This window comes from Microvirga sp. jy35 (genome assembly GCF_056148915.1).
The window spans coordinates 197,823-221,344 of sequence record NZ_JBWBEW010000001.1; the positions used below are offsets into that span (position 1 = coordinate 197,823).

Here is a 23,522-nt window from a genome sequence, read left to right on the forward strand (position 1 = left end):
CCTGCACCGCTCATTGAGAAACACCACGAGAGTTCTGACCCAAGATGACCGAGATGACTTTCGACCTCCTGGAAGAGCAGCCCTACACCTCACTGGACGAGCCGTCGGACGTCCTTGGTCGTGAAAACGTCGAGCCAAGGACATTGCAGCCTGAAACGGCCCCACCCCCTCCCGCGGCCCTGCGCCAAATCGGCCATATTCCCCGCCTCACGATCCATGCCTTCTGCGACAGCGCAGATGTTGCGGCCGCGGTCGAGCACGTCGCCTCGGACCGACTGATGTCGCGTACGCGAACAGACGTCCACATGGGCGGTATCGCTGCAGCCATCGAGCTGTATCGTGAAGCTCCGACGCCGAACCTCATCCTCGTGGAGAGTCGCTCCGCTGAGGCCTCGTTCGTCAACGAACTCGACACCCTCGCGGCCGTTTGTGATGCGGGCACCAAGGTCATAGCCATCGGGCACACAAATGACATCGCATTCTATCGGGAGCTAATGAGGCGCGGTATCAGCGAGTACATTCTTGCTCCTGTCCAGCCTATCGCCTTGATCGCGGCAATAGGCGAGATCTATGGCAAGACAGCATCGAACAAGCTCGGACGGGTCTGCGCCTTTATTGGCGCCAGGGGAGGAGCGGGATCGTCTACTGTCGCCCATAATGTCGCATGGTTCATGGCCGGCCAGTCCCACATGGATGTTATCGTGGCCGATATGGATCTCCCCTTCGGAACGGCGGCCCTCGACTTCAATCTCGATCCGGCAACGGGAATTGCCGAGGCCCTCCAGGATCCTGGGCGCCTGGACGAGGTTCTGCTGGATCGGTTGCTGACGAAATGCGGCGATCATATGAGTCTGCTCGCCGCGCCAGCAGTTCTCGACCAATCCTATGACCTCGACGGACCATCTGTCGAAAGGCTGCTTGAAGTTGCCCAGGCCAGTGTCCCGTTCCTGATCCTGGACATGCCACACCAATGGACGGCATGGACCAGGGGCACATTGAAGACGGCAGATGAGATCATCATCACTGCAACACCCGATCTTGCCAGCCTGAAGAGCACAAAGGGCCTCATAGAGTTTCTCAGGCAGGCTCGCCCGAGCGACCTGCCGCCGAAAGTCATTCTCAATCAGGTTGGAATACCGAAACGGCCCGAAATCAAGCCGCAGGCATTCGCTGACGCGTTGCAAGTCGAACCGGCAGCTTGCATTCCATTCGATGCCCACCTGTTCGGAACGGCGGCCAATAACGGTCAAATGGTAGCCGAGGTGTCCGCAAAAGCTCCGGCGGCGAAGGCCTTTGCCGGGGTTGCGGGGATTCTGGCGGACCGACATTCCGCCAAGAGCAGCAAGAAGGCAGGCTTCAGCCTGAATTCACTGCTTGGGAAGCTGAAGCGCTAAGGGATCGTTCAGGAGGAGCCCGGAGTCGAACTTGGATGCTATCGGGGGGCTCCCCCTGCGCCCTGAAGATCTTGGCGCTCTTTGGTTTGATCCCGGGTCCTCGCAAAGTACGCGCCTTCGTCCCCAACAGACAGCGTGGGCTTGCATGAACCTGTGCACGTGAACGTGTTGAGCGTAGTCCCCGAATAGACGGTCGTCGTCCGATAACGGTTTGGGGTGACGTTGACGATGGTATTAAGAACCTCACGCCCTCCCTCCCCTAGGACGATGAGGTTGGTCACGCCCACAGCCCTCCCGGTCAACACTATAGTATGATCATCGCTCAAGATCCCATCGACAATCGCTGGATTGCCGATGATGATCGTACGCGCGGGCTCGGCAAATGCCAGAACTTTGGCGAAGTCGATCTTCACTTCGACCTCATCGGCGACGTTTTCTCCGAGCTGCTTATGATCGGCTTGGGGGAGATTCTTCAGACGCATTTCATCGGCGGAAACCTGTAATGCTGAACACCCCAGCAGGCTCGCCGCAGTCAGGACTACGATGGCTCGGAGGGCGCTCGGCATTGTGTGCTCCTGCATTGGTTTCCGATCACTTGAATCCACTGGTTTCGTCGATGTGGCAACTAGGCTGTTCGGGAGAGCCAAGATCAGGGACTGACCTAGACCATACGGCTGAATGGCGAGATTGACTTGGCTCTGTAAGATGCGATCGAGAGCAAAGGTCGTCTGGGCTCAGGCCACTGGAACTTTGCAAGTTGTGCAACAGACGCAGGGATGTTCGTAGGATCCGGAGAAGCGGCATGTTCGGCAAGAGGGGAGCACAGGAAAGGCAGCTCAAGAGCCCATCCTTCGCGCATATCAAAGGCCAGGCCGACGAGCTGGAAAGAGCCCCTCCCGCAGCCGCATCGCCTTCGGTCGTCAGCCTGGAACCCTATAGGCCCTCTTCTGGGTCGTCGCTCACTCAACCCACTGCACTCAACCGGCCGGCAACGCGTAAGGACGAGCAGTATTACGAGTTGAAGACCCAGGTCTTCTCGGCGCTGATCGAGTCGATCGACGTCTCGCAGTTGGCGAAGATGGATGCTCAAGAGGCACGTGAAGCCATCAGCGACATCGTCGTGGAGATTGTAGCAGCCAAGAAGTTGGTGATGTCTATCAGCGAGCAGGACGACTTGCTCCAGGACATCTGCGACGACGTTCTTGGCTATGGTCCGCTCGAGCCCTTGCTGGCACGCGATGATATCGCTGATATCATGGTTAATGGTGCGGATGCAGTTTATATCGAAGTTGGCGGCAAGGTTCAGAAGACCAATGTCCGGTTTCGCGATAATGCGCAGCTCCTTCATCTCTGTCAGAGGATTGTGAGCCAAGTCGGCCGGCGCGTCGACGAATCCAGCCCCATCTGCGACGCACGCCTGGCCGACGGATCACGTGTCAACGTCATTGCGCCTCCGCTCGCAATCGACGGACCGACCCTGACAATCAGAAAATTCCGGAAGGACAAGCTCACCCTTGATCAGCTTGTAAAGTACGGCTCTATCACTCGGGAGGGGGCTGAGATTCTTCAGATCATCGGCCGTGTGCGCTGCAACGCTATCGTATCGGGAGGAACCGGCTCGGGAAAGACGACCTTGCTGAACTGTCTTACCCGCTACATCGATCCGGGGGAGCGTATCGTGACCTGCGAGGATGCGGCCGAGCTTCAATTGCAGCAGCCGCATGTTGTGCGTCTCGAAACCCGCCCCCCGAACATCGAGGGCGAAGGCCAGATCACGATGAGGGATCTCGTCAAGAACTGCCTCCGCATGCGTCCTGAACGTATTATTGTCGGAGAGGTTCGCGGCCCTGAGGCCTTCGATCTGCTACAGGCAATGAATACAGGCCACGACGGCTCCATGGGTACCCTGCATGCCAACTCTCCGCGCGAGGCCTTGAGCCGGATGGAATCCATGATCACAATGGGAGGCTATGCTCTCCCCTCACGGACGATCAGGGAAATGATCGCCTCTTCGGTCGACGTAATTATCCAGGCCGTTCGCCTTCGGGATGGATCTCGCAGAATTACGCACATCACCGAAGTGCTGGGCATGGAGGGCGACGTCATCATCACTCAGGACCTCTTTGTCTACGAGATGCTGGGTGAGGATGCTCAAGGGAACATCTTAGGCAGGCACCGCTCGACAGGTGTCGGGCGGCCGCGGTTCTGGGACCGGGCTCGTTACTACGGAGAGGAAAAACGCCTCGCTGCAGCGCTCGATGCCGCAGAGCAGACCACTCCTTAGCTTTCAGCACCAAGAAGCTTACCATGCTCTCGCCTCAACTCCTCCCGGTCATCATAGCACTCCTCGTCACCCTTAGCGTTGGCGGTCTGGTCTTGTGCTTCTTCCCGTCTCAAATCTTCGGAAAGCCCGAGAGTGCAAGGCGCCTTGAGGCGATCGTCTCATCCAGAGCCTCGATGGAGCGGAGGGACAATCAGGACGAGAGCAAGCGCAGGCGCCTGATCGAAGCGACATTGCGGGAGATGGAAGAGAAGCAAAATGTCCGGCACCGCGAGAAGCCGACACTGACAGGGCGGATGCGCCAAGCTGGCCTGAACTGGAGCAGACAAACCTATTATGGTGTCTGCGCAGCCGCAGGAGCGATCCTGTTCTTGACCTGTCTAGGCGGCCTGGGCGTGAGCCCCCTTCCAGCATTTGGCTTTGCCGCAGCCGGTGGGTTGCTATTTCCTCACCTCTATGTCGACACCCGGCGCAAGATGCGATTCAAGGCGTTCGCCGAAGAGTTTCCAAACGCAGTGGATGTCATCGTTCGCGGTGTTAGAGCAGGTCTGCCTCTTGTCGATTGCCTCAGGACCATCGCCACCGAAGCCCAGGAGCCCGTACGGAGTGAGTTCAGATCAATCCTTGAGGATCAAACCATGGGCATGCCCATCGACCAGGCAGTGCAGCGCCTTCCGGAGCGCATTCCTCTAGCGGAAACGAGCTTCTTTGCGATTGTGCTTTCATTGCAAAGCCGAACGGGTGGCAGTTTGGCGGAGACGCTTGGAAATCTGTCGAAGGTCCTGCGCGAGCGTAAGAAGATGCAGGCAAAGATCAAGGCTGTGAGCTCTGAGGCTAAGGTGTCCGCAGCCATTATTGGCTCCCTGCCTGTTGTGGTTGCTGGTCTGCTGTACCTCACATCACCCGACTACATCGTGCTCCTGTTCACGACCTTCCTGGGGAAAGTCGTTCTGACTGCAAGCGCATTCTGGATGGGTATCGGGATCCTTGTGATGCGTAAAATGATCAATTTCGAAATCTGACCTCGATCATGTATACAGCAGCCCTCATCAAGAATGTCGACGTTCTCATTGCTGGCTCGGCGGCTGTTTCCGTCTTTCTGGCCACTGTACTCGTTGCTTGGCCATACCTCGGGAAAGATCAGCTCGGTGCTCGTATGGCTCAGGTCCAGAACGAGCGCAGGCGGATCAGGCTGCAGGAAAGAAGCAAGCTCAACAATCAAACCAGAACCCTCAGGCTCAGGCAGGAGCCGAGGGCGGTGTTCAAAAATATCGTGGAGAGGTTCAACCTCGCCAAGGCGGCAGAAACCTCGGACCTGGTGCGGACTCTGCGTATGGCTGGGTACCGGGGTCAGGGCTCGGTAACCACTTTCCTGGCCATCCGGTTGCTTGCACCGAGCGTAATGTTCGCTCTGGCAGTTGCCTACCTGTTTCTGGTTCTGGATCTTCAACATCCCTTCATCGTCAAGCTTGGCCTCGCAGTGGCAGCTGGCTGTTTAGGGCATTACGTGCCGCTGCTCTATCTCAAGAACAAGATCGCGAAGCGCCAACTGGCCATTCGCCGAGCTTGGCCAGACACGCTCGATCTTCTTCTCATCTGCGTTGAATGCGGAATGGGTGTCGAAGGTGCTCTCCGAAAGGTATCAGAAGAAATCGGCTCCCAGTGCCCGGAGTTGGCGGAGGAGACCAGCCTTACCACGGCCGAACTGTCCTATCTCCAGGATCGCCGCAAGGCGTTTGAGAACTTGGGCGAACGGATAGGGCTTGAGTGCGTCAAGAGTGTCGTCACGAGTCTCATTCAATCCGAAAAGTATGGTACGCCGCTGAGTCATTCCTTACGCGTTCTTGCGCAAGAGAACCGCGACATGCGCATGAGCGAAGCCGAAAAGAAGGCGGCATCGCTGCCTCCCAAGCTCACAGTGCCAATGATCCTGTTCTTTCTGCCTGTGCTTTTCGGCGTGATCCTCACGCCCGCGATCGTCCAAGTCATGAATTTAGATTAGGACCCGGCCCGATGTCCCGGCGAACTGTCACTTTCCTGCAAGCCCGACTTCAACAGATGACCCAGGCCGTCGGACAGGCAGCGCGGACGTTCGCAACTGACACGAGAGGCAATGTCGCGATCGTTACCGCTTTGGCGCTACCCGCTCTGCTCGGAGCAGTTGGCATCGGCGTCGAGATCACTCATTGGTACCGCGTTCAGCGGGCCTTGCAGAACGCGGCCGACTCCGCGGCGATTGCTGCTGCGACGAATGGCAGCTCCAACTATGCGGCTGAGGGACTTGCTGTAGTCTCCTCGTACGGCTTTGTGAATGGCAAGAGCAACACATGGGTCACCCTCTCCGACAAGGCGCCCTGCCCGGCTGGCGGTTCCAATTGCTATAGCGCGACCATCACACGTTCAGTGCCTCTCATTCTTTCTCATATCGTCGGCTACAGGGGCAACGTGACCGTTGAGGTCATCAAGGACGGAAAGGCCACCAGCACCCGCCAGACATCGCTTCACGCAACGGCCGTCGCCTCGAGAGTACCGACGCCGCGAACTTACTGCGTCCTTGCACTGGGCAATGACGGAGCAAAGTTCGATGATATCGTCGTCAACGGCGGATCGAAATCCAACCTGTCCAATTGCGGGATCATGTCCAACAATGACCTGACCTGCAACGGCAGCAATCAGATCGCCGATTATGCCGATTCGAGCTCAGGAGATCCGTCCGGCTGCGGCCGTGCAGCGAACCGAGGGCCTGTTCCAAGGCTGGGCGATCCATATTCTCATCTCGCTTCCAACATCCCTCCAGATCCCTGCAGCAGTTATCCTGGAGAGCAGTGGAGCTCCGTTCCGGCAATTCCGCCCAGCGGAGTTTACACTGTCTGCGGAAATCTCAAGCTTCTCGCCAATGTGACGGTCGGCTCCCGGCCGGGCGGCACCGTCATCGTCATCTACAATGGAAAACTCGATACGGTAGGCTACACTTTCAAAGGGTCCGATCTGACCCTTGTTTTCGCAGGGAGCAATGATCCTGCCTACAGTCATATCGTGACGGGCAGCAACAAAGGAGGAATTGACATCGCTGCTCCGACGTCTGGCCCCTGGAAAGGCATTGCAATCTACCAGGCTCCGAACCTGACGACCGGGGTCGACATCACGTCTGCAGGCAATGGTCCGACCTGGAACATCACAGGAATGGTCTACTTGCCCCATGCAAGCGTCACTTTTAGTGGCGCAGTCAACAAGTCCAGCACTGGTAATGCCTGCTTCGGCCTCGTGGTCGACAATCTGACTGTCAACGGAACCGGATTGATCCTCACCAACGGGTCTGACTGTGCAGATGCCGGCCTGGATTTGCCATCATATCGACGAGGGCGCTTGGTTGGGTAGGACACGTCGGATGGTAAAGCGCAGATTTGCAACTCTTTTGACAGCCTGCACTGCGGGGTCTCGGGTCTGCGGAATCCCTGCACGTCGCGCCTCTCTCCGAAGGTTTATGCAATGTCACGCAGGCGCGGCAGGAATCGAGTTCGCCCTTGTGGCGGGCACGCTGTGCCTCCTCATGCTGAACGCGCTCGATGTCGCAGATTACATCTATAGAAGAATGCAGGTGGAGAACGCGGCTCAGATGGGCGCTCAGGCAGCCTGGAAGGCATGCGATCCGACCAAACTTCCAGCAACCAAGCTTTGCTCGGGGCTAGGAGCTGCCGTTACAGCAGCCGTGCAAGGAACCTCTCTCGGAAGCGGCGTCTCAGTCCCATCCGGTGCTCTCTCGGAAGGCTACTTCTGTCTTGATCCAGCCGGCGTCCTGCAGCCTGTCGGAACCCTTGACGCCCGTCCAGTCGACTGCTCTGCAACGTCCAATCCCAATGCCCAGCCGGGCAACTACATCCGTATCACGGTGACCTATGCGTATAGGCCCCTGTTTTCCGATCTTACGGTGACGCGCTTCTTCGAAACACCAATCCAGAGCATCTCCTACATGAGATTGCTCTGATGAAGGAGTTGTTCTGGAAGCATGCGGCAGAAGATGAAAGAGGCGCGGCGGCGCTTGAGTTTGCTCTCGTTGTGCCAGCGCTTCTGACCCTCATTGTAGCGGTCATCAATGTGTCTCTGCTTGGCATGACCTCCGCCAGTCTCCACTATGCGGTTGAAGAAGGTGCGCGGTGCGCTTCCGTCAGACAAATCTGCCCTGAGCCAAGAAGTCGCTATTTCGCTCCAGGTCCCGCTCCAGTCTTCACGCTAACGAGTACAGTATGCGGATCCTTGCTGAGCGCCACGGTCACCTTCAATCTCAATGCCGTGCTTATCCAGAAATCCATTCAGCTGTCTGCCAAGGCCTGCTATCCCTGAAGGTACAAGGATGAGAGGTGTCGGACATCGGGTGACCGCCTGAACTCCAGCCTTTGCGTGACGAAGTCCTCATTGGGGGTTAGACAGCGGCATGCCTCGCTTCAATTTCTCCCGTTCGGTGAAACCCGGCGACAGCGGGTCTCACAGCATCCCTGTGCCCCTTGCCTGGCCCCTCGTTCAGGACGCCCCGTGGGCGGTTTGGATAAGGGCGCGCCCCTGCAACGGCTGCCGCAGCCCGGTTGCTGACGCCAAAGTAGCGAAAGATCGCCGCCATGTGAATCTTCACAGTTCCTTCGCCGAGCTTGAGGGCAAGCGCTATTTCTTTGTTAGACTTACCCTGTACGAGAAGGTCGAGTACGTCTCTCTGTCTTGAGGTCAAAAGGTGCATTGAGGCGGTTTGGGGAGCACTTGGCTGAACATGAGCCGGTTCGTCGGCTTGCTCTTTCAATCCGGTCGGCCCGGGGGCGATCTCCGCGAGACATGACGGCACGTAGACCCCGCCTTCAAAAATGGTGCTCAGAGCCTTCACGAGGTCAGCAACGGGGAGGCTTCTCACGATATACCCATGGACGCCTGCCTCCAGGGCGAGGAGAATGTCGCGCCGTAGCGTCGATGCCGAAATGGCAGCAACACGTGTGTTGAGGAAACACTCTCGTATGGAGCGCAGATTGGTCGGCGTTTGCGCTCCCGGCATCGAGAGGTCCAACAGAGCGATCTCTACTGGTGCATTGTCAGTGAGACGCTCCAGAGCCTCGTCAAGCGACGATGCCTCCAAGACCTCCGAGAAGCCGAAGTGCCGGGTGAGAATTGCAGCTGCAGCAAGACGGAAATATGCGTCCTTGTCAGCAATGAGCCCTACGCGCTTGCCAGTACTCATTGAAATCTGCCCCAAAGGTATGTTGTTAGAGGTACTATGGTGTTCTACGGTTAATTTCTTGTAAGCACTAAAGGCGAGAAATAGAACCGCACCTGGCTGTGGCTTTTGGGTCTGCGAGGTGCACCAGTCTGTGTGAACTCCTCGGGTGACGCCAGAGGATCCGCGGAGTAAGTGGGCGGCCAATTGACACGCCACAACTGTCTGCGCCGGCGATCACTGCCATCATTCAGTCTTGAGTGCAATGCGGTGCGGCTGGCATACCATCTGCAATGGGACACCCACCAGGCTTCCTCATCGGTTGCCCAGAACGCTGCCGCACAGTGGTGCCCACATCGGTGCTGTCGACGAACGGCATCCGCCTGTCACTCGGCACGGTTGCGGGGAGAAGACGGCTCCCCAGGTTGGTCCGGGCTGACGTCGGAGCCGAGCAGCGCTATGGCTTGTTGTACGAGACGATCCCATTCACGACACGCGCGCTGATAACGGATGATGAGACGGACCATCTCGTGCTCGCGTTGCAGATTCGTCGGCACCAGTCGCGCCTGCACACCAAGCGAAGCCACCGTTGGGATCTGGGTACGAGCTGCTTGATTTTGAGGAGTGACAGGCGTCTTGTGCCCCTGCTTCCGTGATGATTTCGTCATGGCAATCTCCTGCTCATGACAAATAAACGTTATAGCGTTAATTAAGTTCCCTTGGGTAAACCAACGGGGGACCAGGAGAGCGCCTACTAGAGCGTGGATGTGACCGACTATTACCCGGAAAGGCCCACCAACTATGCATATTGTAACACCGTGTCGACCGACGATGGTAGCAGGCTCTTTCCCGAATTTGGCAGAACGAAGCCAATACTGAGCAGGTGCGCAAGCGTAGAAAGAGCTCGCTTTTAAGGTTCCTAAGGCTGAACACTTCAGCCATGTCGCTCCACACAGATCAGCACCACTTTTCATCCGAAGGTGGTCACAACACAGCCGTTCGGAGCATTGATGCTGCGGCAGTTTGCTTGATGTCGCGGGAGCACGCCTTGCGGAATAGAAATTGGTGGGCCCGGCAGGACTCGAACCTGCAACCAGACCGTTATGAGCGGCCGGCTCTAACCATTGAGCTACAGGCCCTAAAGGGAAGGCAAAGCTTTCGTCACCCTGAGGGTGGGGTCGGAAGAGGCCGGCCCCTGCCCTGTTCCTGTAATACATCGCGTCCCCCGTCAAGCCGGTTTTGCCCTGCCCCTCCGGTTGCGGCTGTCGCATGCCTGAGGTGTCGGACGTTCCCCTTGAACCTCACCGGAAACGACCATCTGTCTGGTTTCCTGGCGGTGGAGGAAGAGATGGGGCTGCTTGTCGACGGGGTCTGGCAGGACCGGTGGTACGACACCAAGAGCACGGGCGGGCGCTTCGTGCGGACGAACGCGGTGTTCCGCAACTGGGTCACCGCTGACGGGTCCCCCGGCTCCACTGGCGAAGGGGGGTTCGGGGCCGAGAGCGGGCGCTATCACCTCTACGTGTCCCTCGCCTGCCCGTGGGCGCACCGCACCCTGATTGTGCGCAAGCTCAAGGGATTGGAGGCGATGATCGGCGTCTCCGTCGTGCATTGGCGCATGCTGGAGCACGGCTGGACCTTCGAGGACGGGCCCGGCGTCGTCCCGGACCCCGTCCATGGCGCCCGCTATCTGCATCAGGTCTATACGGCCGCCAAGCCCGACTACTCGGGACGCGTGACGGTGCCGGTGCTCTGGGACAAGGCGAAGGGCACCATCGTCAACAATGAATCCGCCGAGATCATCCGCATGATGAACGCGGCCTTCGACGGCATCGGAGCAAAGCCCAGCGACTACTATCCCGAGGATCTGCGCCCTGAGATCGACAGCCTGAACACGCGCATCTACGACAGCATCAACAACGGGGTCTACAAGGCGGGCTTCGCGACGACGCAGCGGGCCTACGAGGAAGCCGTGCGGCCGCTCTTCGAGGCCCTCGACTTCCTTGACGAGCGCCTGTCCTCACGCCGCTATCTGTGCGGCGACAGACTCACCGAGGCCGACATTCGGCTGTTCACCACCCTGGTGCGTTTCGACCCGGTCTATGTGGGCCACTTCAAGTGCAACCTGCGCCGGATCGCGGATTATCCGCATCTGTCCGGCTACCTCCGCGACCTCTACCAGACGGACGGCATCGCCGAGACCGTGAACATGGCTCATATCAAAGGGCACTATTACGAGAGCCACAGGAACATCAACCCGACCGGCATCGTGCCGGCCGGGCCCGTGCTGGACCTCGCGGCGCCTCACGGGCGCGAGCGGCTTCAGGGCCGGTAGACCTCGATCGCTTCAGCAAACCCTTCCACCGCATGGGCTCCGAGCGGTGAAGGATTGCCCCACAGGTGCTCCACGAAGGGCTTCGACATGAGGAGCGGCTCGCCCAGACGCTTGTTCAGTTCGGCGATGCGGCTTGCGAGATTCACGTCGCGTCCGATCACGGTGAAATCGAGACGCTGCCCGGAACCCACATTGCCATAGGCTGCATCGCCATGATGCAGGGCGAAGCCCACGCTGATCGGCACGGGAAAGCGCCCCTCGCTGTTCGCCGCCTCGATGCGGCGAAGCGCATGCGTGGCCGCGGTCAGGGCCGCCTGCGCCGCGCCGCCCGTGTCGTCGCCCTTGTCGCGGACGATGGCGAGAACCCCGTCGCCGAGATATTTCAGAACCTCGCCGCCTTCGTCCTCGATGGGCGGCACGAGGCAGTCGAAATAGGTGTTCAGCAGCTCGACCGCGCTCTCGGGGCTCAGGGTCGAGGAGATATGCGTGTAGTCGCGCATGTCGGCGAACAGAATGGCCGAGCGGATGCGCGTCACCTGTCCGCGTTGGATCGCACCGGAGAGGATTGCCTTGTGAGGGTCGTCGCCGACGTAGATGCGCAGCACCTGATCGAGGCGGTTGCTGGTCGCGCGCAGCTCGGTGACGAGCGCGAAGGACGGCATCACCATACGCAGGATCGCCACTTCGCGCCGGCCGAATCCGCCCGGCGTCCGGGTCGCGAAGGAGATCGCGTTCTCGGCACCGTTGGTGAACAGGATCGGGACCGTGACGTACTGCCGGTAGCCGGCCTCCTTCAACTCGGGAACGACCGGGAAGAGATCGTCGGGAGCCTCGTCCAGATCGAGGATGAGCCATTCGCCCGTGCGGTTCACGTAGGCGAATGGGCTGGCCTGGTAGATGGACTCGCGACGGTCGCCATGGGGCAGGTAGCGCACGACCGTGCCCTCCTCACGGGTCCAGAACCGGCCGATGCCGGCATATTCCGTATGGAGCGCTTCGATGGCCGAGACGGCCCGGTCGATGGGCAGGCCCAGATCGATCAGCCGGTTGAGGAACCCGGTCAGGACCTCGTTCGAATCCTCCATCCGGGCCCCGATGGTGACGAGCCAGTCGCGCAGGGCGACGACGCGCGACAGGCTCTCCGTGTCCAGGCTCTTGGCCATGGTCGAGAGGTCATCCGGGAAGGCTGTGGCGGAAGGCAGAGTCATAGGGCCAAGGTGTGGTGTCCCCGGGAAACCTTCAAGTCAGGGGAGGCATTTGCCCGGGAAAGCTGATATGCGCCTCAACCGGGCAATCATTTCGACAAGGGGCCAGACCCCGTACAGAGCCGAGCCATGGCAAGCATCGATACCCTTTTCGTCACCAAAGTCTACCGGGCCGAGATGACCGGCACCAAAGCTGAACAGCGCAATGCCGAGCTGGAGGCCGCCAGCCTATCCATTGCCGAGGACGACGAGGCCGGCCAGCGCTGGTGCGCCAAGAACGGCTATCCGGGCTATACGTCCTACGCCTCCCTCAACGACCTGCCTTGGCGCGTCCCGGTCTTCGGCGACCTTCTGAAGGAAATCGACAAGCACGTGGCGGCCTTTGCCAAGGAGCTGGAATACGATCTCCAGGGCCGCAAGCTCGTCATGGACAGCCTCTGGATCAACATCCTGCCCCCGGGCGGCATCCATACCTCGCACATCCATCCGCATTCGGTGATCAGCGGCACCTACTACGTGACCATCCCGGAGGGGGCAAGCGCCCTCAAGCTCGAGGACCCGCGCCTCGGCTTCATGATGGCGGCCCCGCCGCGCAAGGCCAAGGCCAAACCGGAGAACCGGCAGTTCGCCTATATGAAGCCCGTTCCCGGCACTGTGCTGCTGTGGGAAAGCTGGCTGCGCCACGAGGTGCCCCTGAACGAGGCCGAGTCTGAGCGCATCAGCATCAGCTTCAACTATTCCTGGCAATAGGAGCATCGGGGCGGACGTTGCCGCTCCAGAGGCGGGTTGAAAGAAAAATAGACGCCTCGTTTCCGGCGACACGGGTCCGGCTCCTGCGCTAGAACATCGTCATGCCCATGCTTCGTGACGACGACATCCTCTTTGCCGCGCTGATCGCCCGGGATCCTTCCTATGAAGGGTTCGCCTATGTGGGCGTGAAGACGACCGGCATCTTCTGCCGGCTGACCTGCCCGGCCCGCAAGCCGAAGCGCACCAACGTGGTGTTCTTCGCCTGCAGGGACACGGCCCAGGAGGCGGGCTTTCGCCCCTGCCTGCGCTGCAGGCCTCTCGACATCAAGCCGCCTGTGAGCGAGGCTCTCCACACGTTGAGGGAGCGGATCAAGGCCGAGCCCGACAGGCGCTGGAGCGCGGGCGACCTGAAGGCGCTGGGCTACGATCCCTCGACCGTGCGCCGCGCCTTCAAGCGCGAATACGGGGTCACCTTCGCGCAGTATGCCCGGTCGCAGCGGCTGGGTCTTGCGGTCGATACCCTGCAGCAGGGAGGCTCGGTGATGGAGGCCCAGCTCGATGCCGGCTACGAATCCGGCAGCGGCTTTCGCGATGCCGTCAGCAGGCTTATCGGCGACGCCCCAATCCGCATGACGGTGCACCAGATCCTCACGGCTCAGTGGCTCGACACCCCCATCGGCGCGATGCTCGCCGTGGCGGACGATGCAGGCATCCACCTGCTCGAATTCGCCGAGCGGAAGGCGCTTCCCAATGAGATCAAGCAGCTGCGCGAGCGTGTCGGGCCGATCCGCTTCGGACATCACCCGATGCTCGACAGGCTGGCCGGTGAGGTCGAGCACTATTTCTCCGGACAGCGGGCGGAATTCACTGTTCCCATCGTTCAAAAGGGAACGCCCTTCGAGGCGACTGTCTGGACTGCTCTCAGGCAGATTCCGGCAGGTCAGACATGCACCTATGGGGCGCTCGCCCGCGCGATGGACCGTCCCAGTGCAGTACGGGCGGTGGCACGAGCAAACGGCGCCAATCAGGTGGCGATCATCGTTCCCTGCCATCGCGTGATCGGCGCCGACGGATCCATGACCGGCTACGGCGGCAAGATCTGGCGCAAGCAATGGCTGCTCGAGCACGAGCGGCGAATGACAACGGCACAATCGCAGACGTGAGGTTAGAAATGTCCGATCAAGTCACGAAGGCCCAGACGTTCAAGGCGCTCCACGTTCCGGGCAATCCGATCATCCTGTTCAATGTCTGGGATGCAGGCAGCGCCAAAGCCGTCGCGGCAAGCGGCGCGAAGGCGCTCGCGACCGGAAGCTGGTCCGTTGCTGCCGCGCATGGCTTCGAGGATGGCGAGCACATGCCCTTCGATCTCGCCCTAGACAATCTGGAGCGCATCACAGCGGCCACTGATCTTCCGGTGACCATCGACTTGGAGAGCGGCTATGGAGCCAGTCCCGAGGACGTGGGTGCAAGCGTTGCCCGCGCTCTGCAGGCCGGCGCCATCGGCTGCAATCTGGAGGACAGTTCACAGGAAACCGCCCCCCTGCGCGAGGTTGCGGAGCAGGCTGCGCGGCTCAAGTCTGCTCGGAACGCCGCCGACAGGCTCGGCATTCCTGCCTTCCTCAATGCGCGCACCGACGTGTTCCTCATCGCTTCGGCAGATATGCATGAAGGTCTCGTGGCGGAGGCCCTCGAGCGCGGACGTGCCTATGCCGATGCCGGGGCCGACGGGCTGTTCGTCCCGAGCCTCGTCAATGAGGCGTTGATTGCGCGTGTGGTCGAAGGCTCGCCTCTGCCGGTCAACATCATGGCAAGCGCATCGGCGCCCTCGGCTGCGCGCCTCGCGGAACTCGGCGTCGCCCGCATCAGCCATGGGCCGGGTCCCTATCGGCTGATGATGAAGGCGCTCGAGAGCGCCGCGAGGGCAGCCCTGCTCTGAGGGATCGCTTTGTGCTGCTTTCCCCTCCCCCTTGCGGGCAGGGGTGGGGGTGGTGCAGCCGGGTGAAACATTCCCGTCATGGCCGGGCCTGTCCCGGCCATCCCGATCCTGAAAAGCACGGCGCTTCTCCAATCGGGATCACCGGCACAAGGCCGGTGATGACGTGGCAGGAATGCATAGCCAATCTTCGTCAGGCGCAGCACTCTGACTTTCCGAACCCCACCCGGTCGCTGCGCGACCAACCCACCCCGCAAGGGGGGAAGCATCTGCCATGTCCTTGATGAGCCAAACTCTCAGGAAGAGGACGCAGGGAAGATCCGCGGAACCTCTCAGAGACGCGCTTTCTCGATCTTCGGCAGGAAGTAGGCGAGCAGCCCGATGGCCGGCAGGAACGAGCAGACCTTATAGACGGTCTCGATGCTCGTCGCGTCCGCGAGATATCCCAGAGCCGCAGCGCCCAAACCTCCCATGCCGAAGGACAGGCCGAAGAACAGTCCGGCAATCATGCCGACGCGGCCGGGCACGAGTTCCGTCGCATAGACAAGGATGGCCGAGAACGCGGAGGCCAGCACGACACCGATGATGACGCTGAGCACCGCCGTCCCGAACAGGCCCGCATAAGGCAGCAGGAGCGTGAAGGGCAGGACGCCGAGGATCGAAATCCAGATCACGTAACGTCGGCCGATCCTGTCGCCGACCGGGCCGCCGAGCAGCGTGCCGGCCGCCACGGCCCCGAGGAAGATGAACAGGTAGACCTGTGCATCCTGCACCGACACCTGGAATTTCGCGATCAGGTAGAAGGTGTAGTAGCTGGTGAGCCCTGCCATGTAGAAGTTCTTCGAGAACACCAGCAGCATCAGGATCGTGATCGACACGGCGATGCGCCTGCGCGACACGGGTGACGTCTTCGGCGCCGCTTTCGGCTTCGCCCTCAGCTCCACCAGCCTGTCCCGGTACCAGCGCCCGACCGCGAACAGGATCAGCATCGCGAGCAGCGCCACCGCGGAGAACCAGGCGATGCTGCCCTGTCCGAACGGCACGACAATGAAGGCCGCAAGCAGCGGCCCCAGGGCGGTGCCCGCATTGCCGCCGACCTGGAACACCGATTGCGCGAGCCCATGCCGTCCGCCGGATGCCATGCGGGCGACGCGGGAGGATTCCGGATGGAAGACTGACGAGCCCATCCCGACGAGGGCCGCGCCTAAGAGCAGCAGCGAATAGGAATGCGCCTGGGAGAGCGTCAGCAGGCCGATGAGGGTAAAGCCCATGCCCACCACGAGGGAGAAGGGCTGCGGCCTGCGGTCCGTGAACGTGCCGACCAGCGGCTGCAGCAGTGATGCGCTCATCTGAAAGGTGAGCGTCAGCAGGCCGATCTGGCCGAAATCGAGGCGGTAATTGTCCTTCAGGATCGGGTAGATCGCCGGAAGCAGCGACTGGATCAGGTCGTTCAGCATGTGGGACACGCTGATGGCAGCCAGGATGGGCACCGCAACCCTTTCCGCCGGGGATTGGATAGGCGCAGCTGTCATGGCGGGTGATTTGGTGTCCATCGGGCGTTCTTTGTTATCGGCCAAGCTCAAGGGCTCGGACCTTCTGCAGCGTTTCCGATCCTCCTATAGCCCAAAACAGGATGCCGATCCCCTGCCGATGCTGCAATCCAGGGCTACAGCCCAGGCGGGGCAAAATTCCTGTTCCTGCCGAATAGATGATTTCGTGCAACATTATATCGCAATGTCACAACTTTTTCCCATTTGAACTCTAGGACCGGGAAACCAAGCAATAAGTCCGGCAACCGGGACAAGTCATAAGGAACAAGGGGTACTTCATGTCTTTAGCCACGTCCTATGAGCAGTTGATGCTCGAACTGGTGAACCGGGAGCGTGCAAAGTCCGGTGTCCAGCCGCTCGCCTTCAACGGGAATCTCAACGAATCGGCGGACGCTCACAGCAGCTGGATGATCTCGGCCGATGTCTTCAACCACACGGGATCCGGCGGTTCGTCCCCGCACCAGCGGATGGTCTCGTCCGGCTATGGCTTCACGGGATCCTGGACATCGGGCGAGAACATCGCCTGGGCCAGCCTCCGGGGACCGTCCGGTCTGCAGGACGAGGTGGAGCTCCTGCACACCAACCTGATGAACAGCCCGGGCCACAAGGCCAACATCCTCAACGGCAAATATCAGGAGATCGGCATCGGTTTTCAGACCGGCGGCTATCTGACATGGGACGCAGCCTTCGTCACCCAGAACTTCGCCCGCTCGGGGACCAAGGCCTTCCTGACCGGGGTTGCCATGGACGACAGGGACGGCGACCGGTTCTACGACATCGGTGAAGAGCTGGGCGGCCTCACCGTCACGGCGGTCGGGGCGGGCGGAGCCAAATACACGACCACGACGGGGAGCTCGGGCGGCTACGGTTTGGCCCTGGGGGCCGGCACCTATACGGTCACGTTCTCAGGCGGCGGCTATGCCTCCGTCACCAAGCAGGTGACCATCGGCAGCGCCAACGTGAAGCTCGACCTCATCGATCCGACAGGCGGCACAACCGCCAGCAGCCCGATCAACGGTACGGCGGCGGCCAACACGCTCTCCGGCACTGCGGGCGCCAACACGATCAAGGGCTTGGGCGGCAACGACAAGCTTTACGGCAAGGCTGGCAACGACAAGCTCTACGGCGGCACCGGCAGCGACACGCTCGTGGGCGACAGCGGCAATGACCGGCTCTCCGGCGCAAGCGGCAAGGACAGGCTCAACGGGAGCAGCGGCAACGACATCCTCACCGGCGGGTCCAATGCGGACAGCTTCCGCTTCAAAGGCAAATGGGGCGCCGACAAGATCACCGACTTCGCGAACGGCACCGACCGTATCGATCTGCGCGGCAACGGCCTGAGCTTTGGTGAACTCAGCATCGCCCAAGGCAACCGCGACGGCGACGGCGTGGCCGATGACGTGATTATCAAGGCCGATGGCCAGTCGATCGCGCTGCTCAACGTGAAGGTCGCGCTGATCGGCGCCTCGGACTTCCTGTTCTGAGTCCACCCCCCTCGACAAAGAAAAAGGCGGGCCGTGAGCCCGCCTTTTTGCTGATCGGCCGTTGCGATCCCTACTCGGCCGCGACGAGAACCGTCTCCCGCACGGGAGCGCGCGTCTCGATGGCGCCGTCATAGACGGCCTGATCGAGGATGCCCTCCTCCTTCGCCACGAGCACGGGCACGAGAACCTGTCCGGTGACGTTGGTCATCGTGCGCATCATGTCGACCACGCGGTCGATGGCGATGATGTAGCCGATGCCCTCGAGCGGCAGGCCGGCGGTGCTCAAGGTGAGCGTCAGCATCACGATGGAGGTGCCGGGCACGCCGGCCGTGCCGAGCGAACCGAGAACTGCCGTGAGGCCGATGAGCACATACTGCGTGACCGTGAGATCGAGCCCGAAATACTGCGCGATGAAGATCGACGCGATGGCCGGATAGATCGCCCCGCAGCCGTCCATCTTCACGTTAGCGCCGAGCGGAACCGCGAAGCTCGCATAGCTCTGCGGCACGCCGAGCTTCTCCACTGCGACACGCAGGGACATCGGCAGCGTGGCGAGGCTCGACGAGGTGGCGAAGGCCATCTGCATCGCCGGCAGCGCTTCGCGGAAGAAGCGGCCCGCCTTCAGGCCGTGCAGCTTCAGCAGACCGCCATAGACCACGACGATGTGGAACAGGCAGGCGAGATACATGGCGGCGATGAACTTGCCGAGCGGTAGCAGCGAGGACAGGCCGTAGCGCCCGACCACCCAGGCGATCAACCCGAAGGTGCCGATGGGCGTGAGCTGCAGCACCCAGCGGGTGATGCGGAACACGAGCGCGGCGCCCTGGTCGACGAGGCTGCGAACGCCTGCCGTTCTTTCGCCCAGCGACACGAGAGCCGCGCCGACGATGCCGGAGAAGAACAGCACCTGCAGCACGTTGGTGTCGGCCATGGCCTTGATCGGGTTCGTCGGCACGATGCCGATCAGCACCTCGAGCGGGGTAGGAATGGTGCGCGGCTTCACCTCGCCGAGCGGCAGGTTCGACAGGCCAAGGCCTGGGTCGATCAGGTGGCCGAACGCGATGCCCACCAGAACGGCGATCGCCGAGGTGGCGACGAACCAGAACAGGGTCCGCAGGCCGAGACGCGCCACGTTGCCGGCCTCTGCGAGCTTCGCCACGCTGGACGTGATGGTGAAGAACACGAGCGGGATGACGATCATCCGCACGAGGTTCAGGTAGATGTCGCCGAGTGGCTTGAACCAGACGGCCGCCTGCTCCCCGGCGAGGACGCCCGCGAGAATGCCGAGGGCAAAGCCCACCGCGACCCGCTGCCAGAGCGGGCGGGTAAACCACGATTGCAACATGTGAATTGCCTCATATTTACGAAGATAATTGCAAATAATCTTTAGTCAGGCGGAGCACAAATGCCGCAGGCGCAGGGCTGAGGCTGCTCAAGCGCATGGATGAGTGCGGCTCACAAAGGTGTGTGGCGGGTTGTGGCCGGGGAACGCGGGTCCATTTCGGGTCTTGATGGACAGCAGCAGGATACCCGAATTGACCACGCCCCCTCTTCTGCATCTCGGCCTGCGAAAGGCTGGATTGTCGCTCCTGCTTCTGGTTGCCGGCAGTGTCGGCGTGGGGGCTCAACCCGCCTCCCCTCCGCCAGCTGCCCCTGACGCCCGGCTGATCGAGGAGACGGTCCGGCGGGCCGGGGACCTGCCGAACCTGCGCTCGCTCATCGTCTCCCATAACGGAGCCGTGCTGACGGAGCAGGCGTTCGGCGGCGCGAGGCTCGATCGTCCGACGAACATCAAGTCGGCCTCCAAGACCGTCATGTCGGCTCTCGTCGGCATCGCCATCGAGCGCGGAGTCCTGCAGGGAGTGGATCAGCCGGTGGCGTCGATCCTCGACCGGAGCATCCCGCCTGATGCCGACCCGCGCGTGAGGCAGATCACCATCGGGCACCTGCTCTCCATGCGGGCCGGGCTGGAGCGCACCTCTGGCCGCAATTACGGCGCCTGGATCAGCAGCGGCAACTGGGTGCGTGACGCTCTCGGGCGCCCCTTCGTCGATGAGCCGGGCGGACGCATGCTCTATTCGACGGGCAGCACGCATCTGCTCTCCGCCGCGCTCACGCGCGCCTCGAGGCGCAGCACCCTGGAGCTTGCCCGCGAGTGGCTGGGCGAGCCCCTGGACATCACCATCGCGCCCTGGACCCGCGACCCGCAGGGCATCTATCTCGGCGGCAACGAGATGGCGCTCTCCCCGCGCGCGCTTCACCGCTTCGGCGAGATGTACCGCCAGGGCGGCACCATCGACGGCAGGCGCGTGGTGCCGGAGAACTGGATCAGGGAATCCTGGACGCCGCGCACGGCTTCGCCCTTCACGGGCGACCGTTACGGCTATGGCTGGTTCATGCGCGACATGCACGGGCACACGGCTCATTACGCCTGGGGCTTCGGCGGGCAGATGCTCTACGTGATCTCGAGCCTCGGCCTGACCATCGTCATGACCTCCGGTTCCACGGAGCCGTCGCGGGAGGACAATTATATCGGCCAGCTCCACGCGCTTGTGGCGGACGGCATCGTGCCGGCTCTGCTGCCGAAACGGGAGGACACCACCGGCAGCCTGGAACCGAAGGATCCGCAGCCGTCCGAGAAACCGCTTTAGGCGCCTGATCTCTCCCGGAACTCTGGCCCAAAGATCGCCTGTGCCCTGCTCGCTGCCGTCGCTTTCGCGTGCGTTGACTGCTTACATCGTCTCGCCGGGCAATCGGCTGGCCTGCGTCACCCAGGCGGCGAACTGAGCTTCATCGAACCGATCATCCTCATGGATGTCGAGGTAGCGCACTTCCTTCTGCTTGGACCCGCCGGGAGGGACAGGATCCAGCGACGTGCCGCGGAAGAAAGCCACCTTGATGTATTTCGTGAAGCAATGAAAGCTGAGGAACCATCCCTGGCCTTCGACACCGTAGAACGGCGAGTTCCATTTGACGGCTTTGCTCAGGTTGGGAACGGTGCGCACGATGAGCGTGTCGATGCGGCGCCCGGTATCGCTTTTCCAGCCCGGCATGGCGTCGATATAGGCCTGCACGGGGGTGTCGCCATAGCCTTTCGCGATCTGCGGATTGCCGCCCGAGAGAAGGACCGGCTTCGCCTCGATCGTCTTTGTGACCTTTGCCGGTGTCTTGGACGGCCTTTTGAGCGCAGGGTCTGTCATTGGCTCACCCCGGTGGCGACGTGCGGACGCGCTTCGTATCAGAAAAAAGGCGGCCTGGAGGCCGCCTTTTGAATTCGCTTAATTGTCCAGGAAGCTCCGGAGCTTCCGGCTCCGCGAGGGGTGCTTGAGCTTGCGCAGGGCCTTCGCCTCGATCTGGCGGATGCGCTCGCGGGTCACCGAGAACTGCTGGCCGACCTCCTCGAGGGTGTGGTCGGTGTTCATGCCGATGCCGAAGCGCATGCGCAACACGCGCTCCTCGCGCGGGGTGAGCGAGGCGAGCACACGGGTCGTGGTCTCACGAAGATTGCTCTGGATCGCCGCGTCGATGGGCAGGATCGCGTTCTTGTCCTCGATGAAGTCGCCGAGGTGCGAATCCTCCTCGTCGCCGATCGGCGTCTCAAGGGAGATCGGCTCCTTGGCGATCTTGAGGACCTTGCGCACCTTCTCCAGCGGCATGGCGAGCTTTTCGGCCAGCTCCTCCGGGGTCGGCTCGCGGCCGATCTCGTGCAGCATCTGGCGCGAGGTGCGGACGATCTTGTTGATCGTCTCGATCATGTGCACCGGGATGCGGATCGTGCGGGCCTGGTCGGCGATCGAGCGGGTGATCGCCTGCCGGATCCACCAGGTGGCATAGGTCGAGAACTTGTAGCCGCGCCGGTACTCGAACTTGTCGACCGCCTTCATGAGGCCGATATTGCCCTCTTGGATCAGGTCCAGGAACTGCAGGCCGCGGTTCGTGTACTTCTTGGCAATCGAGATCACGAGGCGGAGATTCGCCTCGATCATTTCCTTCTTCGCCTGACGGGCCTCGCGCTCGCCCTTCTGCACCATCATGACGATGCGGCGGAATTCCTGGATTTCCAGGCCGGTCTCGCTCGCCAGATTGTGGATGTTCTCGCGCAGGTCGTGGATGCCGTCCTTCGCCTTGGCGACGAAGTCCTTCCAGCCCTTGCCGCCGAGCTTGGACACGCGCAGCACCCATTTCGGGTCGAGTTCCCAGCCCTGGTAGTGCTTGAGGAACTCCTCGCGGGCGACGCCGTGGCTCTCGGCCAGGCGCATCAGGCGGCCCTCATGGGAGATGAGGCGCTTGTTGATGTCGTAGAGCTGCTCGACCAGGGCCTCGATGCGGTTGTTGTTCAGCGACAGCGACTTCACCGACGCAACGATATCCGCCTTGAGCTCCTTGTACTTGCGCTCCTGGGCCGGGGTCAGCTGCTTGTTCTGCATGCGCTGTTCCACATGCTCGACCTGCAGGCGGCGCAGCTTCTTGTAGTTGTCGGCAATCGAGTCGAAGGTCTCGAGAACGCGCGGCTTCAGCTCGGCCTCCATGGCCGAGAGCGACACGTTGTTCTCCATGTCGTCGTCGTCGAGATCGCCCTCGGGCGGGGTCATGCCCTCCTCGGTCTCGGGGGGCCCTTCCTCCGGCTCGCCCTCGCCCAGGGCGTCGACCTTGGGCGCACCCTTGCCGTCGGGCCCCGCATAGGTGGCCTCGAGATCGATGATGTCGCGCAGGAGCACCCGGCCCTCGACGAGCTCGTCGCGCCAGATAATGATGGCCTGGAAGGTCAGCGGGCTCTCGCAGAGGCCTGCGATCATGGCCTCGCGGCCGGCCTCGATGCGCTTGGCGATCGCGATCTCGCCCTCGCGGGACAGAAGCTCCACGGAGCCCATCTCGCGCAGGTACATGCGCACCGGATCGTCCGTGCGGTCGGTCGGCTCCTTGGCCGTGGTCTCGCGGACGGCAACGGCGCGGGTCTGCGACGCCTCGACGAGATCGCCGCCCTCGGCCTCCTCCTCCTCGGCTTCGGGCTTTTCGCCCTCTTCCGCCTCTTCGGACTCGACGACGTTGATGCCCATCTCGGAGAGCTGGCCGAGCACGTCCTCGATCTGCTCCGAGTTGAACTCCTCGGGAGGCAGGACCTCGTTCAGCTCGTCATAGGTGACATAGCCGCGCTTCTTCGCGAGCTTGATCATCCGCTTGACGGCGGCATCGCTCAGGTCGAGCAGAGGCCCGTCGGTCTGCTGCTCGGTGGTCGTGGTATCGCCTTCGTCGCCGCCGGTTGTCTTCGTTGCCATGCTTTGCTCAACTCCAGCGCCCCGCCTATCCCCCCTACAGGACCTGCGCTGCGCGAAAGGGCGGCCAGCCTTGAAGGCTCCGCCACCCGAAATTCATTCCCGATTATAAACAGTGAGTCG

21 protein-coding genes and 1 tRNA gene are annotated in these 23,522 nt (G+C 61.5%); 13 read left to right on the top strand and 9 right to left on the bottom strand.

Annotation, left to right across the window (positions count from 1 at the left end):
* Positions 1-53 precede the first annotated feature (53 nt).
* Complete coding sequence (locus AC0QTX_RS00915) at positions 54-1,394, top strand: CpaE/TadZ family protein (RefSeq protein ID WP_474601930.1); 1,341 nt, start codon at positions 54-56, stop codon at positions 1,392-1,394.
* 38 nt (positions 1,395-1,432) lie between these two features.
* Here AC0QTX_RS00915 and AC0QTX_RS00920 read toward each other — a convergent pair whose 3' ends face one another.
* The gene (locus AC0QTX_RS00920) at positions 1,433-1,960 is read right to left on the bottom strand and encodes a pilus assembly protein N-terminal domain-containing protein (RefSeq protein ID WP_474601931.1); all 528 of its coding nucleotides are present in this window, start codon (positions 1,958-1,960) and stop codon (positions 1,433-1,435) included.
* Between the two features lie 236 nt (positions 1,961-2,196).
* Here AC0QTX_RS00920 and AC0QTX_RS00925 point away from each other — a divergent pair, with 236 nt between their 5' ends.
* The 6 genes from AC0QTX_RS00925 to AC0QTX_RS00950 all read left to right on the top strand — a co-directional run bounded on the left by AC0QTX_RS00925 (position 2,197) and on the right by AC0QTX_RS00950 (position 8,016).
* Entirely contained in the window at positions 2,197-3,678 is a 1,482-nt protein-coding gene (locus AC0QTX_RS00925) for a CpaF family protein (RefSeq protein WP_474601932.1), read from the top strand.
* A gap of 23 nt (positions 3,679-3,701) precedes the next feature.
* Complete coding sequence (locus AC0QTX_RS00930; protein WP_474601933.1) at positions 3,702-4,697, top strand: type II secretion system F family protein; 996 nt, start codon at positions 3,702-3,704, stop codon at positions 4,695-4,697.
* A gap of 8 nt (positions 4,698-4,705) precedes the next feature.
* Positions 4,706-5,677, top strand: coding sequence for a type II secretion system F family protein (locus AC0QTX_RS00935; RefSeq protein WP_474601934.1), 972 nt, complete (start codon positions 4,706-4,708; stop codon positions 5,675-5,677).
* A 56-nt stretch (positions 5,678-5,733) separates the two neighbouring features.
* Positions 5,734-7,053, top strand: a complete 1,320-nt coding sequence (locus AC0QTX_RS00940; RefSeq protein ID WP_474601935.1) for a pilus assembly protein TadG-related protein — start codon at positions 5,734-5,736, stop codon at positions 7,051-7,053.
* A 106-nt stretch (positions 7,054-7,159) separates the two neighbouring features.
* Positions 7,160-7,660 (top strand): TadE/TadG family type IV pilus assembly protein, encoded by a 501-nt coding sequence (locus tag AC0QTX_RS00945; protein WP_474601936.1) that lies wholly within the window; start codon positions 7,160-7,162, stop codon positions 7,658-7,660.
* Complete coding sequence (locus tag AC0QTX_RS00950; protein WP_474601937.1) at positions 7,660-8,016, top strand: TadE/TadG family type IV pilus assembly protein; 357 nt, start codon at positions 7,660-7,662, stop codon at positions 8,014-8,016. Before AC0QTX_RS00945 ends, AC0QTX_RS00950 begins: the two co-directional genes overlap by 1 nt.
* A gap of 79 nt (positions 8,017-8,095) precedes the next feature.
* On the opposite strand, the gene AC0QTX_RS00955 is transcribed toward AC0QTX_RS00950, so the two are convergent.
* The 3 genes from AC0QTX_RS00955 to AC0QTX_RS00965 form a co-directional block, all read right to left on the bottom strand.
* Entirely contained in the window at positions 8,096-8,893 is a 798-nt protein-coding gene (locus tag AC0QTX_RS00955; protein WP_474601938.1) for a LuxR C-terminal-related transcriptional regulator, read from the bottom strand.
* 362 nt (positions 8,894-9,255) lie between these two features.
* Complete coding sequence (locus AC0QTX_RS00960) at positions 9,256-9,537, bottom strand: hypothetical protein (protein ID WP_474601939.1); 282 nt, start codon at positions 9,535-9,537, stop codon at positions 9,256-9,258.
* A 395-nt stretch (positions 9,538-9,932) separates the two neighbouring features.
* A tRNA-Ile gene (locus AC0QTX_RS00965) sits at positions 9,933-10,008 on the bottom strand.
* Between the two features lie 155 nt (positions 10,009-10,163).
* Between AC0QTX_RS00965 and AC0QTX_RS00970 the strand changes: the two genes are divergently transcribed.
* Complete coding sequence (locus tag AC0QTX_RS00970) at positions 10,164-11,204, top strand: glutathione S-transferase family protein (protein WP_474601940.1); 1,041 nt, start codon at positions 10,164-10,166, stop codon at positions 11,202-11,204.
* Here AC0QTX_RS00970 and AC0QTX_RS00975 read toward each other — a convergent pair.
* On the bottom strand, positions 11,192-12,367 hold the full coding sequence (locus AC0QTX_RS00975; RefSeq protein WP_474601941.1) for an adenylate/guanylate cyclase domain-containing protein: 1,176 nt from the start codon (positions 12,365-12,367) through the stop codon (positions 11,192-11,194). The two genes, AC0QTX_RS00970 and AC0QTX_RS00975, sit on opposite strands and share 13 nt — an antisense overlap.
* Positions 12,368-12,538: 171 nt before the next feature.
* Here AC0QTX_RS00975 and AC0QTX_RS00980 point away from each other — a divergent pair, with 171 nt between their 5' ends.
* From AC0QTX_RS00980 to AC0QTX_RS00990, 3 genes are all read left to right on the top strand, one after another.
* Positions 12,539-13,159 carry a TIGR02466 family protein gene (locus AC0QTX_RS00980; protein ID WP_474601942.1) on the top strand — a complete coding sequence of 207 codons (621 nt, stop codon included), beginning with the start codon at positions 12,539-12,541 and terminating at the stop codon, positions 13,157-13,159.
* A gap of 107 nt (positions 13,160-13,266) precedes the next feature.
* Complete coding sequence (locus AC0QTX_RS00985) at positions 13,267-14,322, top strand: bifunctional transcriptional activator/DNA repair enzyme AdaA (protein WP_474602081.1); 1,056 nt, start codon at positions 13,267-13,269, stop codon at positions 14,320-14,322.
* Positions 14,323-14,330: 8 nt separating this feature from the next.
* A complete protein-coding gene (locus AC0QTX_RS00990) occupies positions 14,331-15,095 on the top strand; it encodes an isocitrate lyase/PEP mutase family protein (RefSeq protein WP_474601943.1) in 765 nt (254 codons plus the stop codon).
* A gap of 329 nt (positions 15,096-15,424) precedes the next feature.
* Here AC0QTX_RS00990 and AC0QTX_RS00995 read toward each other — a convergent pair whose 3' ends face one another.
* Entirely contained in the window at positions 15,425-16,624 is a 1,200-nt protein-coding gene (locus AC0QTX_RS00995; protein ID WP_474602082.1) for an MFS transporter, read from the bottom strand.
* 296 nt (positions 16,625-16,920) lie between these two features.
* Between AC0QTX_RS00995 and AC0QTX_RS01000 the strand changes: the two genes are divergently transcribed.
* Entirely contained in the window at positions 16,921-18,126 is a 1,206-nt protein-coding gene (locus AC0QTX_RS01000) for a CAP domain-containing protein (RefSeq protein ID WP_474601944.1), read from the top strand.
* A 70-nt stretch (positions 18,127-18,196) separates the two neighbouring features.
* Here AC0QTX_RS01000 and AC0QTX_RS01005 read toward each other — a convergent pair whose 3' ends face one another.
* Positions 18,197-19,471, bottom strand: a complete 1,275-nt coding sequence (locus AC0QTX_RS01005; RefSeq protein ID WP_474601945.1) for a dicarboxylate/amino acid:cation symporter — start codon at positions 19,469-19,471, stop codon at positions 18,197-18,199.
* Positions 19,472-19,661: 190 nt separating this feature from the next.
* On the opposite strand from AC0QTX_RS01005, the gene AC0QTX_RS01010 reads away from it, so the two are divergent.
* On the top strand, positions 19,662-20,777 hold the full coding sequence (locus AC0QTX_RS01010; RefSeq protein WP_474601946.1) for a serine hydrolase domain-containing protein: 1,116 nt from the start codon (positions 19,662-19,664) through the stop codon (positions 20,775-20,777).
* Positions 20,778-20,858: 81 nt separating this feature from the next.
* On the opposite strand, the gene AC0QTX_RS01015 is transcribed toward AC0QTX_RS01010, so the two are convergent.
* Both AC0QTX_RS01015 and rpoD read right to left on the bottom strand, forming a co-directional pair.
* Complete coding sequence (locus AC0QTX_RS01015) at positions 20,859-21,326, bottom strand: DUF1801 domain-containing protein (RefSeq protein ID WP_474601947.1); 468 nt, start codon at positions 21,324-21,326, stop codon at positions 20,859-20,861.
* Between the two features lie 78 nt (positions 21,327-21,404).
* Positions 21,405-23,402, bottom strand: coding sequence for an RNA polymerase sigma factor RpoD (rpoD, locus tag AC0QTX_RS01020; RefSeq protein WP_474601948.1), 1,998 nt, complete (start codon positions 23,400-23,402; stop codon positions 21,405-21,407).
* Positions 23,403-23,522 lie beyond the last annotated feature (120 nt).

Excerpts from the sequence above, each read along its gene's own strand:
- AC0QTX_RS00985 (WP_474602081.1), top strand. The coding sequence starts at position 13,267 with ATGCTTCGTGACGACGACATCCTCTTTGCCGCGCTGATCGCCCGGGAT.
- AC0QTX_RS00990 (WP_474601943.1), top strand. The coding sequence starts at position 14,331 with ATGTCCGATCAAGTCACGAAGGCCCAGACGTTCAAGGCGCTCCACGTT.
- AC0QTX_RS01005 (WP_474601945.1), bottom strand. The coding sequence starts at position 19,471 with ATGTTGCAATCGTGGTTTACCCGCCCGCTCTGGCAGCGGGTCGCGGTG.
- AC0QTX_RS00995 (WP_474602082.1), bottom strand. The coding sequence starts at position 16,624 with ATGACAGCTGCGCCTATCCAATCCCCGGCGGAAAGGGTTGCGGTGCCC.
- AC0QTX_RS00980 (WP_474601942.1), top strand. The coding sequence starts at position 12,539 with ATGGCAAGCATCGATACCCTTTTCGTCACCAAAGTCTACCGGGCCGAG.
- AC0QTX_RS00960 (WP_474601939.1), bottom strand. The coding sequence starts at position 9,537 with ATGACGAAATCATCACGGAAGCAGGGGCACAAGACGCCTGTCACTCCT.
- AC0QTX_RS00920 (WP_474601931.1), bottom strand. The coding sequence starts at position 1,960 with ATGCCGAGCGCCCTCCGAGCCATCGTAGTCCTGACTGCGGCGAGCCTG.
- AC0QTX_RS00925 (WP_474601932.1), top strand. The coding sequence starts at position 2,197 with ATGTTCGGCAAGAGGGGAGCACAGGAAAGGCAGCTCAAGAGCCCATCC.
- AC0QTX_RS00955 (WP_474601938.1), bottom strand. The coding sequence starts at position 8,893 with ATGAGTACTGGCAAGCGCGTAGGGCTCATTGCTGACAAGGACGCATAT.
- AC0QTX_RS01015 (WP_474601947.1), bottom strand. The coding sequence starts at position 21,326 with ATGACAGACCCTGCGCTCAAAAGGCCGTCCAAGACACCGGCAAAGGTC.
- AC0QTX_RS00915 (WP_474601930.1), top strand. The coding sequence starts at position 54 with ATGACTTTCGACCTCCTGGAAGAGCAGCCCTACACCTCACTGGACGAG.
- AC0QTX_RS01000 (WP_474601944.1), top strand. The coding sequence starts at position 16,921 with ATGTCTTTAGCCACGTCCTATGAGCAGTTGATGCTCGAACTGGTGAAC.
- AC0QTX_RS00935 (WP_474601934.1), top strand. The coding sequence starts at position 4,706 with ATGTATACAGCAGCCCTCATCAAGAATGTCGACGTTCTCATTGCTGGC.
- AC0QTX_RS00975 (WP_474601941.1), bottom strand. The coding sequence starts at position 12,367 with ATGGCCAAGAGCCTGGACACGGAGAGCCTGTCGCGCGTCGTCGCCCTG.
- AC0QTX_RS00945 (WP_474601936.1), top strand. The coding sequence starts at position 7,160 with ATGCAATGTCACGCAGGCGCGGCAGGAATCGAGTTCGCCCTTGTGGCG.
- AC0QTX_RS00950 (WP_474601937.1), top strand. The coding sequence starts at position 7,660 with ATGAAGGAGTTGTTCTGGAAGCATGCGGCAGAAGATGAAAGAGGCGCG.
- AC0QTX_RS00930 (WP_474601933.1), top strand. The coding sequence starts at position 3,702 with ATGCTCTCGCCTCAACTCCTCCCGGTCATCATAGCACTCCTCGTCACC.
- AC0QTX_RS00940 (WP_474601935.1), top strand. The coding sequence starts at position 5,734 with ATGACCCAGGCCGTCGGACAGGCAGCGCGGACGTTCGCAACTGACACG.
- rpoD (WP_474601948.1), bottom strand. The coding sequence starts at position 23,402 with ATGGCAACGAAGACAACCGGCGGCGACGAAGGCGATACCACGACCACC.